This is a genomic window from Amycolatopsis sp. CA-161197 (assembly GCF_050942255.1).
Classification (GTDB): domain Bacteria; phylum Actinomycetota; class Actinomycetes; order Mycobacteriales; family Pseudonocardiaceae; genus Amycolatopsis.
The window spans coordinates 3,559,508-3,573,146 of the sequence record NZ_CP192059.1 but is presented as its reverse complement, the minus strand read 5'-3'; the positions used below and the strand labels follow the sequence as shown (position 1 = coordinate 3,573,146).

At 70.8% G+C, this 13,639-nt stretch carries 11 protein-coding genes; 3 read left to right on the top strand and 8 right to left on the bottom strand.

Features of this window, described 5'->3' with window-relative positions; all coding sequences use genetic code 11:
* The first annotated feature begins 52 nt into the window (after positions 1-52).
* Entirely contained in the window at positions 53-1,570 is a 1,518-nt protein-coding gene (locus ACQPXB_RS17060) for a catalase (protein WP_432853126.1), read from the top strand.
* Between the two features lie 88 nt (positions 1,571-1,658).
* A complete protein-coding gene (locus ACQPXB_RS17055; protein ID WP_432853123.1) occupies positions 1,659-3,278 on the top strand; it encodes an ABC-F family ATP-binding cassette domain-containing protein in 1,620 nt (539 codons plus the stop codon).
* 356 nt (positions 3,279-3,634) lie between these two features.
* Here ACQPXB_RS17055 and ACQPXB_RS17050 read toward each other — a convergent pair whose 3' ends face one another.
* On the bottom strand, positions 3,635-4,039 hold the full coding sequence (locus tag ACQPXB_RS17050) for a hypothetical protein (RefSeq protein ID WP_432853121.1): 405 nt from the start codon (positions 4,037-4,039) through the stop codon (positions 3,635-3,637).
* Between the two features lie 122 nt (positions 4,040-4,161).
* On the opposite strand from ACQPXB_RS17050, the gene ACQPXB_RS17045 reads away from it, so the two are divergent.
* Positions 4,162-4,431: a hypothetical protein gene (locus ACQPXB_RS17045; RefSeq protein WP_432853118.1), complete on the top strand. Its 270-nt coding sequence runs from the start codon at positions 4,162-4,164 to the stop codon at positions 4,429-4,431.
* Positions 4,432-4,603: 172 nt separating this feature from the next.
* On the opposite strand, the gene ACQPXB_RS17040 is transcribed toward ACQPXB_RS17045, so the two are convergent.
* The 7 genes from ACQPXB_RS17040 to ACQPXB_RS17010 are packed head-to-tail and all read right to left on the bottom strand — an operon-like array spanning position 4,604 to position 13,474.
* The gene (locus ACQPXB_RS17040) at positions 4,604-5,776 is read right to left on the bottom strand and encodes an amidase (RefSeq protein ID WP_432853116.1); all 1,173 of its coding nucleotides are present in this window, start codon (positions 5,774-5,776) and stop codon (positions 4,604-4,606) included.
* 2 nt (positions 5,777-5,778) lie between these two features.
* Positions 5,779-7,593, bottom strand: a complete 1,815-nt coding sequence (locus tag ACQPXB_RS17035; protein ID WP_432853114.1) for a hydantoinase B/oxoprolinase family protein — start codon at positions 7,591-7,593, stop codon at positions 5,779-5,781.
* Positions 7,590-9,701 (bottom strand): hydantoinase/oxoprolinase family protein, encoded by a 2,112-nt coding sequence (locus tag ACQPXB_RS17030; RefSeq protein ID WP_432853111.1) that lies wholly within the window; start codon positions 9,699-9,701, stop codon positions 7,590-7,592. The genes ACQPXB_RS17035 and ACQPXB_RS17030 overlap by 4 nt, the downstream gene beginning before the upstream one ends.
* Positions 9,698-10,576 carry an HpcH/HpaI aldolase/citrate lyase family protein gene (locus tag ACQPXB_RS17025; RefSeq protein WP_432853108.1) on the bottom strand — a complete coding sequence of 293 codons (879 nt, stop codon included), beginning with the start codon at positions 10,574-10,576 and terminating at the stop codon, positions 9,698-9,700. Before ACQPXB_RS17025 ends, ACQPXB_RS17030 begins: the two co-directional genes overlap by 4 nt.
* Positions 10,570-11,736, bottom strand: coding sequence for an acyl-CoA dehydrogenase family protein (locus ACQPXB_RS17020; protein WP_432853105.1), 1,167 nt, complete (start codon positions 11,734-11,736; stop codon positions 10,570-10,572). The genes ACQPXB_RS17025 and ACQPXB_RS17020 overlap by 7 nt, the downstream gene beginning before the upstream one ends.
* A complete protein-coding gene (locus ACQPXB_RS17015; protein ID WP_432853102.1) occupies positions 11,721-12,953 on the bottom strand; it encodes a CaiB/BaiF CoA transferase family protein in 1,233 nt (410 codons plus the stop codon). The genes ACQPXB_RS17020 and ACQPXB_RS17015 overlap by 16 nt, the downstream gene beginning before the upstream one ends.
* Positions 12,950-13,474 (bottom strand): MaoC family dehydratase, encoded by a 525-nt coding sequence (locus ACQPXB_RS17010; RefSeq protein ID WP_364046666.1) that lies wholly within the window; start codon positions 13,472-13,474, stop codon positions 12,950-12,952. The genes ACQPXB_RS17015 and ACQPXB_RS17010 overlap by 4 nt, the downstream gene beginning before the upstream one ends.
* Between the last annotated feature and the right edge of the window lie 165 nt (positions 13,475-13,639).

The following is a 13,639-nucleotide window of genomic DNA, read 5'->3' as shown; positions in this document are numbered from 1 at the left end:
GTTCGCCGGGTATCCGCCTCGTGTTCGAATCCCACCACGAGGAGATGGCGAAATGACGCAGACGGAACGGACAACCACCGACGCCGGTATCCCGGTGGAAAGCGACGAACATTCGCTCACCTTGGGCCCGGGCGGACCGATCCTGCTGCAGGACCACTATCTCATCGAGCAGATGGCGCAGTTCAACCGCGAACGCGTGCCCGAGCGCCAGCCGCACGCGAAGGGCAGCGGCGCGTTCGGCCGGTTCGAGGTGACGGCCGACGTCAGCGCGTACACGAAGGCCGCGGTGTTCCAGCCGGGCACGAAAACGGAGATAGTGGCGCGGTTCTCGACGGTTGCGGGCGAGCGCGGCAGCCCCGACACGTGGCGCGATCCGCGCGGGTTCGCGCTGAAGTTCTACACGAGCGAAGGCGTGTACGACATGGTCGGCAACAACACGCCGGTGTTCTTCGTGAAGGACCCGTTGAAATTCCAGCACTTCATCCGTTCGCAGAAACGCCGGGCGGACAACAACCTGCGCGACCACGACATGCAGTGGGACTTCTGGACGCTGTCCCCCGAGTCCGCGCACCAGGTCACTTGGCTGATGGGAGACCGTGGTGTTCCGCGAACATGGCGGCACATGAACGGTTACAGTTCGCACACCTATCTGTGGGTGAACGCACAAGGCGAACGGTTCTGGGTGAAGTACCACTTCAAAACCGATCAGGGCGTGGAGTTCTTCACGCAGGACGAGGCCGACCAGATGGCGTCGGCGGACACCGACTACCACACGCGTGACCTGTTCGAGGCCATCGCGCGCGGCGACCACCCGAGTTGGACGCTGTCCGTGCAGGTGATGCCGTTCGACGACGCCGCGGACTACCGGTTCAACCCGTTCGACCTCACCAAGGTGTGGCCGCACGGCGACTACCCGCTGATCGAGGTCGGCCGCATGACGCTCGACCGCAACCCCACCGACCACCACGCCGAGATCGAACAGGCGGCGTTCGAGCCCAGCAACCTCGTGCCCGGCATCGGGCCGAGCCCGGACCGGATGCTGCTCGGCCGGCTGTTCGCCTACGCCGACGCGCACCGCTACCGCATCGGGCCGAACTACAAGCAGCTGCCGGTGAACGCGTCGACCTCGCCGGTGCACAGCTACAGCAAGGACGGCGCGATGCGCTACACCAAGGTGTCCGACCCGGTGTACGCGCCGAACTCGAAGGGCGGCCCGAGCGCCGACGTCGAGCGCTACGGCACCCCGGCCGGCTGGCACGCCGACGGCGAGATCACGCGCTCGGCCTACGTCGACCACTCCGAGGACGACGACTGGGGCCAGGCGGGCACGATGGTGCGCGAGGTCCTCGACGACGCGGCGCGGGAACGTTTGGTTTCCAACATCGTCGGTCACTTGCTGAACGGGGTGAGTGAGCCGGTGCTGCAGCGGGCGTTCGAATATTGGCACAACGTGGACAAGGACCTCGGCGACCGCATCGAGTCGGGCGTGCGCGCGAAGGCCGACGAGAAGGACCCGAAGGCGGCGGAGCAGGGCAACCCGGCGCGCCGGACCATGCAGCGGAAGGCGTGATTCCGTCCACTTCGGACTCGTGAGGTTCACGGGGCCCGGCGGAAAATCGGACGGGGTCCGCCGGGCCCGGCCGGTAGAGTGCGCGTCCATGGGTCACCTGGAGGTCGCGCACCTCGACTACTCGCTGCCCGATGGGCGGCCGCTGCTCGGTGATGTGTCGTTCCGGGTTGCCGACGGTGCCGTCGTCGCGCTGGTCGGCCCCAACGGCGCCGGGAAGACGACGCTGCTGCGCCTGCTCTCCGGTGAGCTGAAGCCGCACGGCGGCACGGTGACGGTGTCCGGCGGGCTGGGCGTGATGGGTCAGTTCGTCGGCTCGGTCCGCGACGAGCGCACCGTGCGCGACCTGCTGGTGTCGATCTCGCCCGAGCGCATCCGCACCGCCGCGGCGGCCGTGGACGCGGCCGAGGAGCGGCTGCTGACCGTCGACGACGAGGCCGCGCAGATGAAGTATGCGCAGGCGCTGAGCGACTGGGCGGAGGTGCGCGGCTACGAGGCGGAGACGACCTGGGACGTTTGCACCACGGCCGCGCTCGGCGTGCCGTACGAGAAGGCGCAGTGGCGGCTCGTGCGCACGTTGAGCGGTGGCGAGCAGAAGCGGCTCGTGCTGGAGGCGCTGCTGCGCGGCCCGGACGAGGTGCTGCTGCTCGACGAGCCCGACAACTACCTCGACGTGCCCGGCAAGCGCTGGCTCGAGGCGCGCCTGGCGGAGACCCGCAAGACGGTGCTGTTCGTCTCGCACGACCGCGAGCTGCTCGCGCGGGCGGCGGAGAAGATCGTGAGCGTGGAACCCGGCCCGGCCGGCAGCGACGCGTGGGTGCACGGCGGCGGGTTCGCCACCTACCACGAGGCGCGCGACGATCGCTTCGCCCGCTACGAAGAGCTGAAGCGGCGCTGGGCCGAGAAGTACGCGCAGCTGAAGAAGCTCGTCCTCGACATGCAGCAGTACGCCGCCCGCAGCGACGAGATGGCGTCCCGCTACAAGGCCGCGAAGACGCGCCTGCGGAAGTTCGAGGAGGCCGGGCCGCCGCCGGAGCCGCCGCGCCGGCAGGACATCCGCATGCGGCTGCGTGGCGGACGCACCGGCCTGCGCGCCGTGACGTGCGAAAACCTTGAGCTCACGGGCCTGATGAAGCCGTTCTCGCTGGAGATCTTCTTCGGCGAACGCGTGGCCGTGCTCGGCTCCAACGGCTCCGGCAAGTCGCACTTCCTGCGCCTGCTCGCGGGCGGCGACGTCGCGCACACGGGCCGGTGGAAGACCGGCGCCCGCGTGGTGCCGGGCCACTTCGCCCAGACGCACGCCCACCCGGAGCTCACCGGCCACACCCTCGTCGACATCCTCTGGACCACCCACGCCAAGGACCGTGGCGGCGCCATGGCCGTGCTGCGGCGCTACGAGCTCGAACGCCAGGGCGACCAGCCCTTCGACCGCCTGTCGGGCGGCCAGCAGGCCCGCTTCCAGATCCTCCTCCTGGAACTCGGCGGCGCCACCGCCCTCCTCCTGGACGAGCCGACGGACAACCTCGACCTCGAATCGGCCGAAGCCCTGCAGACCGGCCTCGAAGCCTACGAAGGCACCGTCCTCGCGGTCACCCACGACCGCTGGTTCGCGCGCTCCTTCGACCGCTACCTGGTCTTCGGCTCCGACGGCGTCGTGCGCGAAACCCCGGAACCGGTGTGGGACGAACGGCGGGTGGACCGGGCCCGCTGATCAGCGCGGCAGCGGCGGCGCTGGGGCGGCGCCGAGGCCAAGCAGCCGACGTGGCAGCGACTTGCGGCCGGCAGTGCAGCCCGGCCGACCCGAAGCGCAGAGGCAACCGGCGGGCGGAGGCAAAGCCGGCCGCGCAGACCACGAGACCGAGCCAGAGTCGTGGCTCGACTGGCGGCGCGGCGGCCGAACGAACGGTGGGCGGAACCGGCCCGCTGGTCGGCGTGGCGAAGGCGACCGGTGGGCAGGCCAGACCGAGCCTCACAAGTCACGAGATCGAACCGAGGGTGCGGATCCGACGCCCAGACCCGCGGCGCTCGGCCATACCCGCGCTTCGGCGGGTGGACCGGGCCCGCTGATCAGCGCGGCAGCGGCAGAGCCAGCTCGGCGCGGGTCACCGAGATGGAGCCCAGCGTGTGGGACCACCAGGTCGACGCGAGTTCCTCCAGGAGGAAGCGGCCTTCGACGCGTTCCGGGGACATCCCCGTGGTGCTGGGCTCGTCGGGCTCGTCGGGTTCGTCGCGTTCGACGTCGATGCGGAGGCGGGGCGGGTGGGCGGCCAGGCCGAGGCGCAGGGCGCGGAAGGAGGCGCCGTCGCGGGTGGCGTCGGTGACGAGTTCGTCCATGAGCTGCACGGCGTCGCCCACCACGGGAGCGGGTACGTGGGCCAGCATGGCCCTGAGCGTGACCCGGGCGGCCTCCGCGGTGTCCGGGCCGTTGAACACGGCCGTGGCGGCGCCGGGCGGCCGCGAGTCCTCCGTCATGGTGGTGCCCCTCCCCTGTCGGGCGATGATCGAGCGCAGTGCAGGTACCCAGAGCCTCCAGGGTTCAACCGTCCGAGTTCAGACGCGGCCATATGCTGGAACGGACGACCGGAGGTGAGCAGGTGCCCGACAGGCCACGAAGCACCTGGTCGGCCGCGGATAAGGCCGCTTACCGGGAGTTCGTGCGCGCCCACCACCCCGACGCGGGTGGCGACGCGGAGGCGTTCCGGGAGGGGCTGGCCCGGTTCCACCAGGTGGACAGGCCCACCAGGCAGCCCGAGTCCCGGCCGGCCGAGTCCGTGAGTTTCGTCGTGCGCAGGCGCGGGCTGACGCGGGTGCTCGCCGCGCTCGCCGCCCGCCGCAGGCGCAAGCGGCGGACGCGCGTGCGCTGAAGCGGGACCGCACGGCGCGGTCCCGCCGGCTGTAATACTCAACCGGCGAGACCTGGGGCTCGACAGCCGGGCCCTGCCGCCGATGCCATGGGAACCGGATAGACCCCATTACCAGCCCGTAAACATCGGGTCCGCGAAAAGTCCACCACCGGCCACAGTGGACGCCCGCGCGTCACCGCAGCGGGCCGCGCGCCCGTTCGAAGGCCTCGGCCGCTCCCAGCAGCACGTCTTCCCGCCACGGCGCGGCGCTGAGCTGCACGCCCACCGGCATCCCGGACGACGGGTGCACCCCGCCCGGCACGCTCAGCGACGGCCCGCCGTACGCCGACCACGCGTAGGTGAACCGGGCGATCTCCCGCGTCGACGCCGCGAGGTCCACCCCCTCGCGCAGTGGTACGTCCACCGGGATCGTCGGGGTCAGGACCACGTCGACCTCGGTGAACACCGCGTCCACGCGCGAGCGGAACCCGGTCAGCCACGCCCGCGCCGCCTCGGTCTGCGCCGGGGGCACCTCGAGCCCGAGCAGCAACCGCCGCCGGACGTCGGGGTCGATGCTCTCCGGCGCGTCGCGCAGCCGAGCCGCGTGCACGGCCGCCGCCTCCGGGTACATCACGTCGAGCATCCGCCCCTGCGCCTCCGCGGCCGACGGCACCTCGACCGGCACCACCTGCGCCCCGAGGCCGCGGAACACGCCCACGGCCGCGAGCAGCACCAAAGCCACGCCGGGATCGACGTCCGCGGCGAAAAACCCGCCCGCCACGCCGATCCGCGGCAGGGCACCCGACGCGGGCAGCGGCTCCGCTCCGGTGAGGGCGGCCAGCACCGCCGCGGCCGTACGGACGTCGCGAGCCATCGGCGTCACCGTGTCGAACGACGGGCTCACCGGCAGCACGCCGCGGTTCGAGACCCGGCCGAGCGTCGGCCGCACGCCCACGATCCCGTTCACCGACGCGGGAATCCGGCCCGAACCGCCGGTGTCCGTGCCCAGCGACACGTCCGACAGCCCCGCCGCGACGGCCACCGCCGAGCCGCTGCTGGAGCCGCCGGCGATGCGCGCCGGGTCCCACGCGTTGAGGCAGTCGCCGAACGCGGCGTTGCGGCCGGTCGCGCCCATCGCGAACTCCGCCAGGTTGGTCTTGCCCACCACCGCGTACCCGGCCTCGCGCAGCGACCGCACGACGTCGGCGTCGGCCTCGGCCGGACCCGTCGCGAAGGACGCGGAACCGGCCGTGGTCGCCACGCCCGCGACGTCGATGTTGTCCTTCACCGTCGCGGTCGGGCCGCCGGCCGGGCCCGGGAGCACGGTGATGAGGGCGCGCAGCCGCCACGCGAGGTCGGTGTCCACCGTCAGCCTCCCGTCCGCGCCCCGCGCACGCGGGCCGTCGCCTCCTCGTCGAGCGCCAGTGTCCGCGCGTCGAGCACCACGCCGTAGTGCTCGCGGGCGTCGGCGGCCGAGAGGTAGTCGTCGAGCACGTCCTCGCGCACGTCGCGCGCGTCCCGCTCGAACGGGTCGCCGTAGCCGCCGCCGGAGGGCAGCTTGATCTCCAGCGTGTCGCCCGCGGCGCACTTCTCCTGGGTCACCTTCGAGTACAGCAGTTCCTCACGCTCGGTGCCCGCGTTGCGCACGAACGACCCCGCGACGCCGTCGTGCCCACCCGCGAGACCCCGCGGCGGGTCGGTGCGGTTGTCCGCCTCCGAGCCGATGAACGTGTCGGTGAGCATCTTCCACTTGCGGATGCTGCCGATGCCCCCGCGGTACCGGCCGGGTGCGGGCGGCTCGTCGCGCAGCTCGTAACGCTCCGCGATCATCGCGTGGTTGAGCTCGAGCTCTTCGATGGGGTTGTTGCGGGTGTTGGCCATCAGCGCGTCGACGCAGTCGAGGCCGTCCTTGCCGTTGCGCGCGCCGTAGGAGCCCTCGTTGATCTCGATGTAGACCCAGTACGACTGCCCGTCGGCGGCCAGGCCGGAGTACGCGATCGCGCACAGCGCCGCCGACGAGCCCGCGACGGCCCGGTCCGGCAGCACGTCGGCCAGCGCCAGGTTGATCGAGTCGAAGATCCGGTTGATCTGCGAGAACCGCGCGAAGCACGAAGCCGGGAAGTCCGGGTTGAACAGCGTGCCCTCCGGCGCGTACGCCTTGGCCGGGCGGAAACAGCCGTCGTTCTGCGGCACGAACTCCTCGGTGAGCGCCTCGTCGAGCAGCAGCGTGCGCACGGCGGACGCGACGGTCGGGAGCACCGAACCCTCGAAGGGCACGTTGAACGCGGTCGGCACCTGCTCGTGGGAACCCGTGAGATCGACGACGATGTCGCTGCCCTCGACCTTCACCGTCACCGCGACCTTGAGCGGGACGTCGCGGTTCTTGCCGTCGTCGTCCAAAAAGGACAGCGGTGCTTCGTAGCTGCCGTCCGGGATCTCCTGGATGCGGCGGCGCAGCATGTCCTCGGAGTAGTCCATCCACTTGTCGGTCGCCGACATCACCACGTCGAGGCCGTAGCGCTCCAGCAGTTCGAGGAAGCGCCGCTCCCCCAGCCGAGCGCACGCGATGAGCGCTTCGAGGTCACCGGCGTTCTGTTCGGGGGTGCGCACGTTGTCGAGGATGTGCTGGATCAGGGCTTCGTTGCGCACGCCGCCGTCGTAGATCTTCACCGCGTCCATGAGCTTGCCCTCGGCCCAGACGTCGACCACGTCCATGCACAGGCCGGGGAAGTTGCCGCCGATGTCGGACACGTGCCCGGTGCAGCCCGCGAAGCCGATGTGCTTGCCGCCGAAGAAGATCGGGATCATGATCCCGTAGTCCGGTGAGTGCGCCGCGCCGTGGTACGGGTGGTTGTGCAGCACCACGTCACCGGGCCGGTAGGTGCCGGCCAGCTTGCGGTTGATGCCGCGGATGTAGGCCGGGATCGAGCCGCAGTGCATCGGCGTGGAGTCGGACTCGCACAGCTCGCGCCCGTTGGCGTCGAAGATGCCGGCGCCGAGGTCCTCCGATTCCCGGATGAGGCTGGAATACGCCATCCGGTAGAGGATCTGGGCCATCTCCTTGGCGATGGAGTTGAGCGCGCCGCCGATCACGCGCAAGGTGATCGGGTCGACGTCGACGGTGGTGAAGTCGCCGGGGGCGACTCCGGCGAGCGAAACGCCGGCGGGGTCGAGAGCGGTCACCGCTGGCCTCCTTCGATGGCTCGGCCGGGCTGGGCCGCGGCGGTGTCGATGACGAGGTGGCCGACGCGGTCGACGGTGGCGCGCTGACCGGGGCCGATGATGGTCGTGGAGTCGAACTGCTCGACGATCGCGGGACCTTCGAGCACGTTGCCCGCCTTGAGCCGCGCACGGTCGTAGACCTTGGTGGGAAACGGCGTGGCTTCGCCGGCGCCGGACCAGAACACCGCGTCGGTGGTGGTCTTCACCGCGGCCGACGGGTCGGTGCCGCCCGCCTCGACGTCGGCCAGCGGCACGTGCCCGACCTTGCCCACGGCGGTCACGCGCACGTTCACCAGGTGAACCGGTTTGTCGTCGAACCGCTGCAGATACGTTCGTTCGTGAACATCGTGGAACGCCGCGGCCGCCCGGGCCACCCAGCCGGCGTCGATCTCCCCGGACGGGGCGGGCACGCGCAGCTCGTAACCCTGGCCGATGTAGCGGCAGTCGAGGCTGCGCTCGATCACGACGTCCTCGGGCGCGAGGCCGTCGGCGCCGAGCTGCTCCACGGCGTGCGCGGTGAGCCGGTCGAACTCCGCGGTGATGCGCGCCAGGTCGGGGTCGGCCGAGGAGGTCCACACCGTCGCCGGGGTCTCGCTGCGGATGTCGGTGGCCAGCAGGCCCATCGCCGACGCGATGCCCGGGTGGTGCGGCACGATCACGCGCGGGATGCCGAGCTGTTCGGCGATGTGCCACGCGTACAGCGGCCCCGCGCCACCCTCGGCGACGAGCGAGAAGTCGCGCGGGTCGTAGCCCTTGCGCACCGAGTGCAGGCTGATCGCCTCGGTCATCGCGTGGGCGGCGATCTGGAAGATGCCGATGGCGGCGTGGCTCACGGACGTGCCGAGCTTCTCGGCGATGTGCTCGTCGATCGCCTTCACCGCGAGCTGCGGTTCGACCTCCATGGTGCCGGACAGGAAGCTGTCGGCACGCAGCCAGCCGAGCGCGACCATGGCGTCGGTGCTCGTGGGCTCGGTGCCGCCGCGGCCGTAACACGCGGGGCCGGGCGTCGCGCCGGCGCTGCGCGGGCCGACGCGGAACATGCCGCCTTCGTCGATGAACGCGATCGAGCCGCCGCCGGCGCCGATGGTGTCGACCTCGGCCATCGGGACCATGGCGTGGTAGTCGCCGATCCGCGTGTCGAGCAGGTGTTTCATGCGCAGCTTGCCGTCGGGCGCCACGCCGATGTCGGCCGAGGTGCCGCCGACGTCGAGCGTGATCACGCTCGGGAAGCCCGACGCCTCACCGATCGCGCAGCCGCCGAGCAGCCCGGCGACGACGCCGCTGGTGAGCAGCAGCACCGGGTTGTCCACGGCGCCGCGCGCGGTGATCAGGCCGCCGGCCGACGTCATCAGGCCGACCTCGCCGCGCACGCCGGCCGCACGGGTCGTGTTCGCGAGGTTGTCGACATAGCGCGAAACCTTGGGGCCGACGAACGCGTTGAGCGCAGTGGTGGAGAAGCGCTCGTACTCGCGGTACTGCGGCGCGACCTCGCTCGAGAGCGAGATGAACACGTCGGGGTACTCCTGCTCGATGATCCGCTTCACCGCCTGCTCGTGGGCGGGGTTGCGGTAGGAGTGCAGGAAACAGACCGCGATGGCCTGCACGCCGTTGTCGCGCAGCACCCGGACCTGCTCGCGCACGGCGTCCTCGTCGAGCGGCACGAGGACCGCGCCCGAGGAGTCGATGCGCTCGGGCACCACGCGGCGGTTGCGGCGGCGCACGAGCTGCCACTTCTGCCACGGCAGGTCCTGGTAGGACGAGTAGTTCAGCGGCCGCTTCTTGCGGGCGATGTGCAGGATGTCGCGGAAGCCCTCGGTGGTGATGAGGCCGACGTCCGCGCCGTTGTGCTCCAGCACGATGTTGGTGGCCACGGTGGTGCCGTGCAGGAACTGGTCCAGGTCCGACACCGCGATGCCGAGGCGCTCGCTCAGCTGCCGGACCCCGTCCATGGTGGCCAGTGCGGGATCGTGCGGGGTGGACGGGACCTTGTGCACCGCGACGGCACCGTCCTCGTCCCAGTACATCAGGTCGGTGAACGTGCCACCGACGTCGACTCCGATGCGTTTCACTGCTGGTCCTCCTCGATCAGCTGATCGGCTGCTTCGGCCAGGGCGAGCACGCGGCGGGCACGGCGGACGACGGCCGCGTCGACCATCCGTCCCGCGACCACGGCGACCCCGGTGTTCCCGGTGTTCCCGGTGTTCCCGGTGTTCCCGGTGTTCTTGGCGTTTTCCAGCGCACGCAGGACGTCCTGCGCATGCGTGACTTCCTCGGTGGTGGGGACGAGGACTTCGTGGGTGAGGGCGACCTGCGCGGGGTGGACGCACAGGCGGCCGAAGAACCCGGCGCGCTGCTGCGCCAGGGTGTCGGCGCGGAACCCGGTGGGGTCGTCGAGTTCCGCGCTCACGGCGGCGGGTGGCGGGGCGAGACCGGCCGCGGCCGAGGCCACCACGACCTGGGCCCGCGCCCAGGCGAGTGGTCCGGTGTTCTCGGTGAGGCTCGGGGCGGCGGTGCCGAGCTCCGCGGCGAGGTCGTACTCGCCCAGCCCGAGCCGGGTCACGGCCGGGTGGCGGGCGAGTTCAGGCAGCTCCTGCAGGCCGTTCGCCGTCTCCACCAGGGCGAAGACGGGGACCTCGGTGCGGGCGGTGACCTCGGCGACGGCCGCCAGCTCGGCTTTCGGCAGGACGACACCGGCGATGCCCAGCGTGGTGACGGCGTCGAGGTCGGCTTCGAGGTGGCGGTCGTTGTTGACCCGCACCCACGTCCGCGGCGCGAGGTCCGGCCGTTCCCGCAGCCAGGCCGCCACCGCCGTCCGCGCGCCGGCTTTCGCTTGCGGTGCAACGGCGTCTTCGAGGTCGGCGATCACCGCATCGCCCACCGCGGCCGCCTTCGTGAGGCGGTCGGGGCGGTCGCCGGGGCAGAACAGCCCGCTGCGGGTCACCACCCGACCCGGCCCTTGCCCGCGATGAGCGACTTCGCGATGACAGTGCGCATCACGTCGCTGGTGCCCTCGCCGATCGTCATGAGGATCGAGTCGCGGTAGAGGCGTTCGATTTCGAACTCCGTGGAGTAGGAATAACCACCGTGCACGCGCATGGAGTCCTGCGCGGCCTGCAGGGCGACCTCGGAGGCGAACAGCTTGGCCATGCCCGTCTGCAGGTCGGAGCGTTCGCCGCGGTCCAAAGAGGACGCCGACCAGTAGGTGAGCAGCCGGGCGGCCTGCAGCTGCGTCGCCATCTCGGCGAGGCGGATCTGCGTGGCCTGGAACTCGGCGATCGGCTTGCCGAACGCCTTGCGCTGCGTGGAGTACGCGAGGGCCTCGTCGTACGCGCGCTGCGCGATGCCGAGGCTGCGGCCGGCGATGTTGAGGCGGCCGACCTCCAGCGCCGAGAGCACCTGCTGCAGCCCACGGCCTTCCACGCCGCCGAGCAGGTTCGCCGCCGGCACGCGGACCTCGTCGAGCACGACCTCACACGATTCGGTGCCCTTGTAGCCGAGCTTGGGGATGTCCCGGGTCACCTGGAAGCCGGGCGAATCGGCGTCCACGAGCAGCACGCTCATGCCCTTGTGTGCCGGTGTGGTGGTGCGATCGGTTTTCACCAGCACGGGCAACGGGTCGGCGTGGCGGGCGTTGGTGATCCACATCTTGGTGCCGCTGACCACGTAGCTGTCGCCGTCGCGGGTCGCGGTGGTGCGGATGCCCTGCAGGTCGGTGCCGGCGTCGGGCTCGGTCAGCGCGATGCCGGTGCGACGCTGCCCGGTCGCCAGTTCGGGCAGGTAGCGCTGCTTCTGCTCGGCGGTGCCGTGCCGGGCGAGCATCCAGCACGCGAGCGAATGGCTGCCCAGGATCCCGGCGATGCCCATCCAGCCGCGCGAGATCTCCTCGAACATCAGCGTGAACGAGACGAAGTCGGCTTCGCCGCCGCCGTAGGTGTCGGGGATCATCAGCCCGAACAGGCCGAGGTCGGCCATCTTCGCGACGATCTCGGCCGGGTAGCGGCCTTCGTGTTCCCAGTCGCGGGCCACCGGCACGATCTCCGTGTCGACGAAGTCGCGCAGGATCGCGCGGAACTGCTCCTGGTCGGGGCTCAGTGTGAAATCCACGGCGCGCTCCTGTCCGTTCCGAAAGCGCCTCGGCTCGCGAGCGCCTGGTAGTCCGCTTCGGAGGTGCCGAGCAGCTCGCTCAGCACGGCGGCGGTGTGTTCGCCCAGCAACGGAGCCCGGTGGTGCTCCGTCCGCGGCTCGCCGGCGCGCACGGGCGAGGCGACCTGGTGTACGGAACCGAACCGCGGATGTTCGGTTGTCACCACGAGACCCCGGGCCGCGGTGTGTTCTTCCACCAGCGCCTGCGGGATCGTGTTGATCGGCGCACACGGCACGCCGGCCGGTTCGAGCACGGACAGCCATTCGGCCGTGGTGCGCGTGAGGAGCTCCTTCTCCAGGTGCCCCAGGCATTCCGCCGAGTTGGCGTAGCGGCCGGCGGGCGTCGAGAACCGCTCGTCGGCCGCCCACGCCGGGGAGCCGACGGCCGCCACCAGGCGATCCCAGAACTTCTGCTTCGCGCAGCCGATGACGACCCACGAGTCGGCCGTCTCGAAGTTCTGGAACGGCACCAGGCTCGGGTGCGCGGAGTGGTGCGTGCGCCCGGGTTCGAAGCCGCGGTTGAGGTGCCAGGTCGCGAGGTAGGTGAGCATGCCGACCGCGGTGTCGTAGAGGCTCACGTCGCAGTCGGTGCCGACGCCGTCGCGACGGGCGGCGTGGATGGCCGTGACCATCGAGAGCGCGGCCACGATCCCGCCGGTGTAGTCCACCATGGACAGTCCCGATTTGGTGGGCGGGCCGTCGGGCTCACCCGTCACGGACATCCAGCCGGCCAGGCCCTGCAACAGGTAGTCGTACCCGGGCTGGGCGCTGCGCGGGCCGGTCATGCCGTAACCCGAGAGCGAGCAGCAGACGATCTTCGGGTTGAGGTGCTTGAGATCCTCGTAGCGGATGCGCATCTTCGCCGGCACGTCGCCGCGCAGGTTCGAGTACACGGCGTCGCTGACCTTCACGAGCTCCTCGAAGACCTCGCGGCCGGCGGGGTCGGTGAGGTCGAGGACCACGGACCGTTTATTGCGGTTGAAGGCTTCGAAGAACAGCGAATCGCCGTCCTCGGCGTAGGGCGGGGTGTGGCGGCCGACGTCGCCGCCGGTGCCGGGGTCCTCGATCTTCACGATCTCGGCGCCGAGGTCGGCCAGGTGCACGGAGCCGAACGGGCCGGCACCGTACTGCTCCACGGCGAGCACTCGGACGTCGGCGAGCGGCAGGGGGCGGGTCATGCGCGGTCCCCCAGCGTCAGCGGTCCCGACTTCGCGGTGGGGAACGAGTCGATGGCGTCGGCCTCGGATCGCTTGTACACCAGCACAGTGCGGTCGAACGACAGGCATTCGTCACCGTCGCCGTTGAGGCCGCGGGTGTGCACGGACACGAGCCCCGCGTAGGGCTTCGAGGCCGACTCGCGCTTCGCGGTGCAGATCGACTCGCCGTAGAGCGTGTCGCCGACGAAGACCGGGTGCGTCAGCCGCACGTCGGTCATCGCGAGGTTCGCGATCGCCCGCTGGCTGATGTCCGAGACGCTCTGGCCCAGCAGCATCGCGATCGTGAGCCCCGAGTTGACCAGGATCCGGCCGAACGGCGTGCGCTCGGCGTAGTGCGCGTCGAAGTGCGCGGGGTGGGTGTTCATGGTGAGCAAGGTGAACCACGTGTTGTCCGCTTCGCTGATCGTGCGACCCAGCGGGTGGCGGTAGACGTCGCCCACGGCGAAGTCCTCGTAGTAGCGCCCTTGCCGGCCGTCGTGCACCGTCAAAACGGCACCTCCGGGGTGTCGGCGGGTGGGAATCTGCGCTGAAGTATGCGCATCGGACCTGCGGTTGGCAATACCTCAGACATTTAAATCGCTCAGCTGGTGCCACGCTCGTTCCCGATGTCCTACGCTTCGAGGAGCACGCTTTTTCCGACCGAGGGG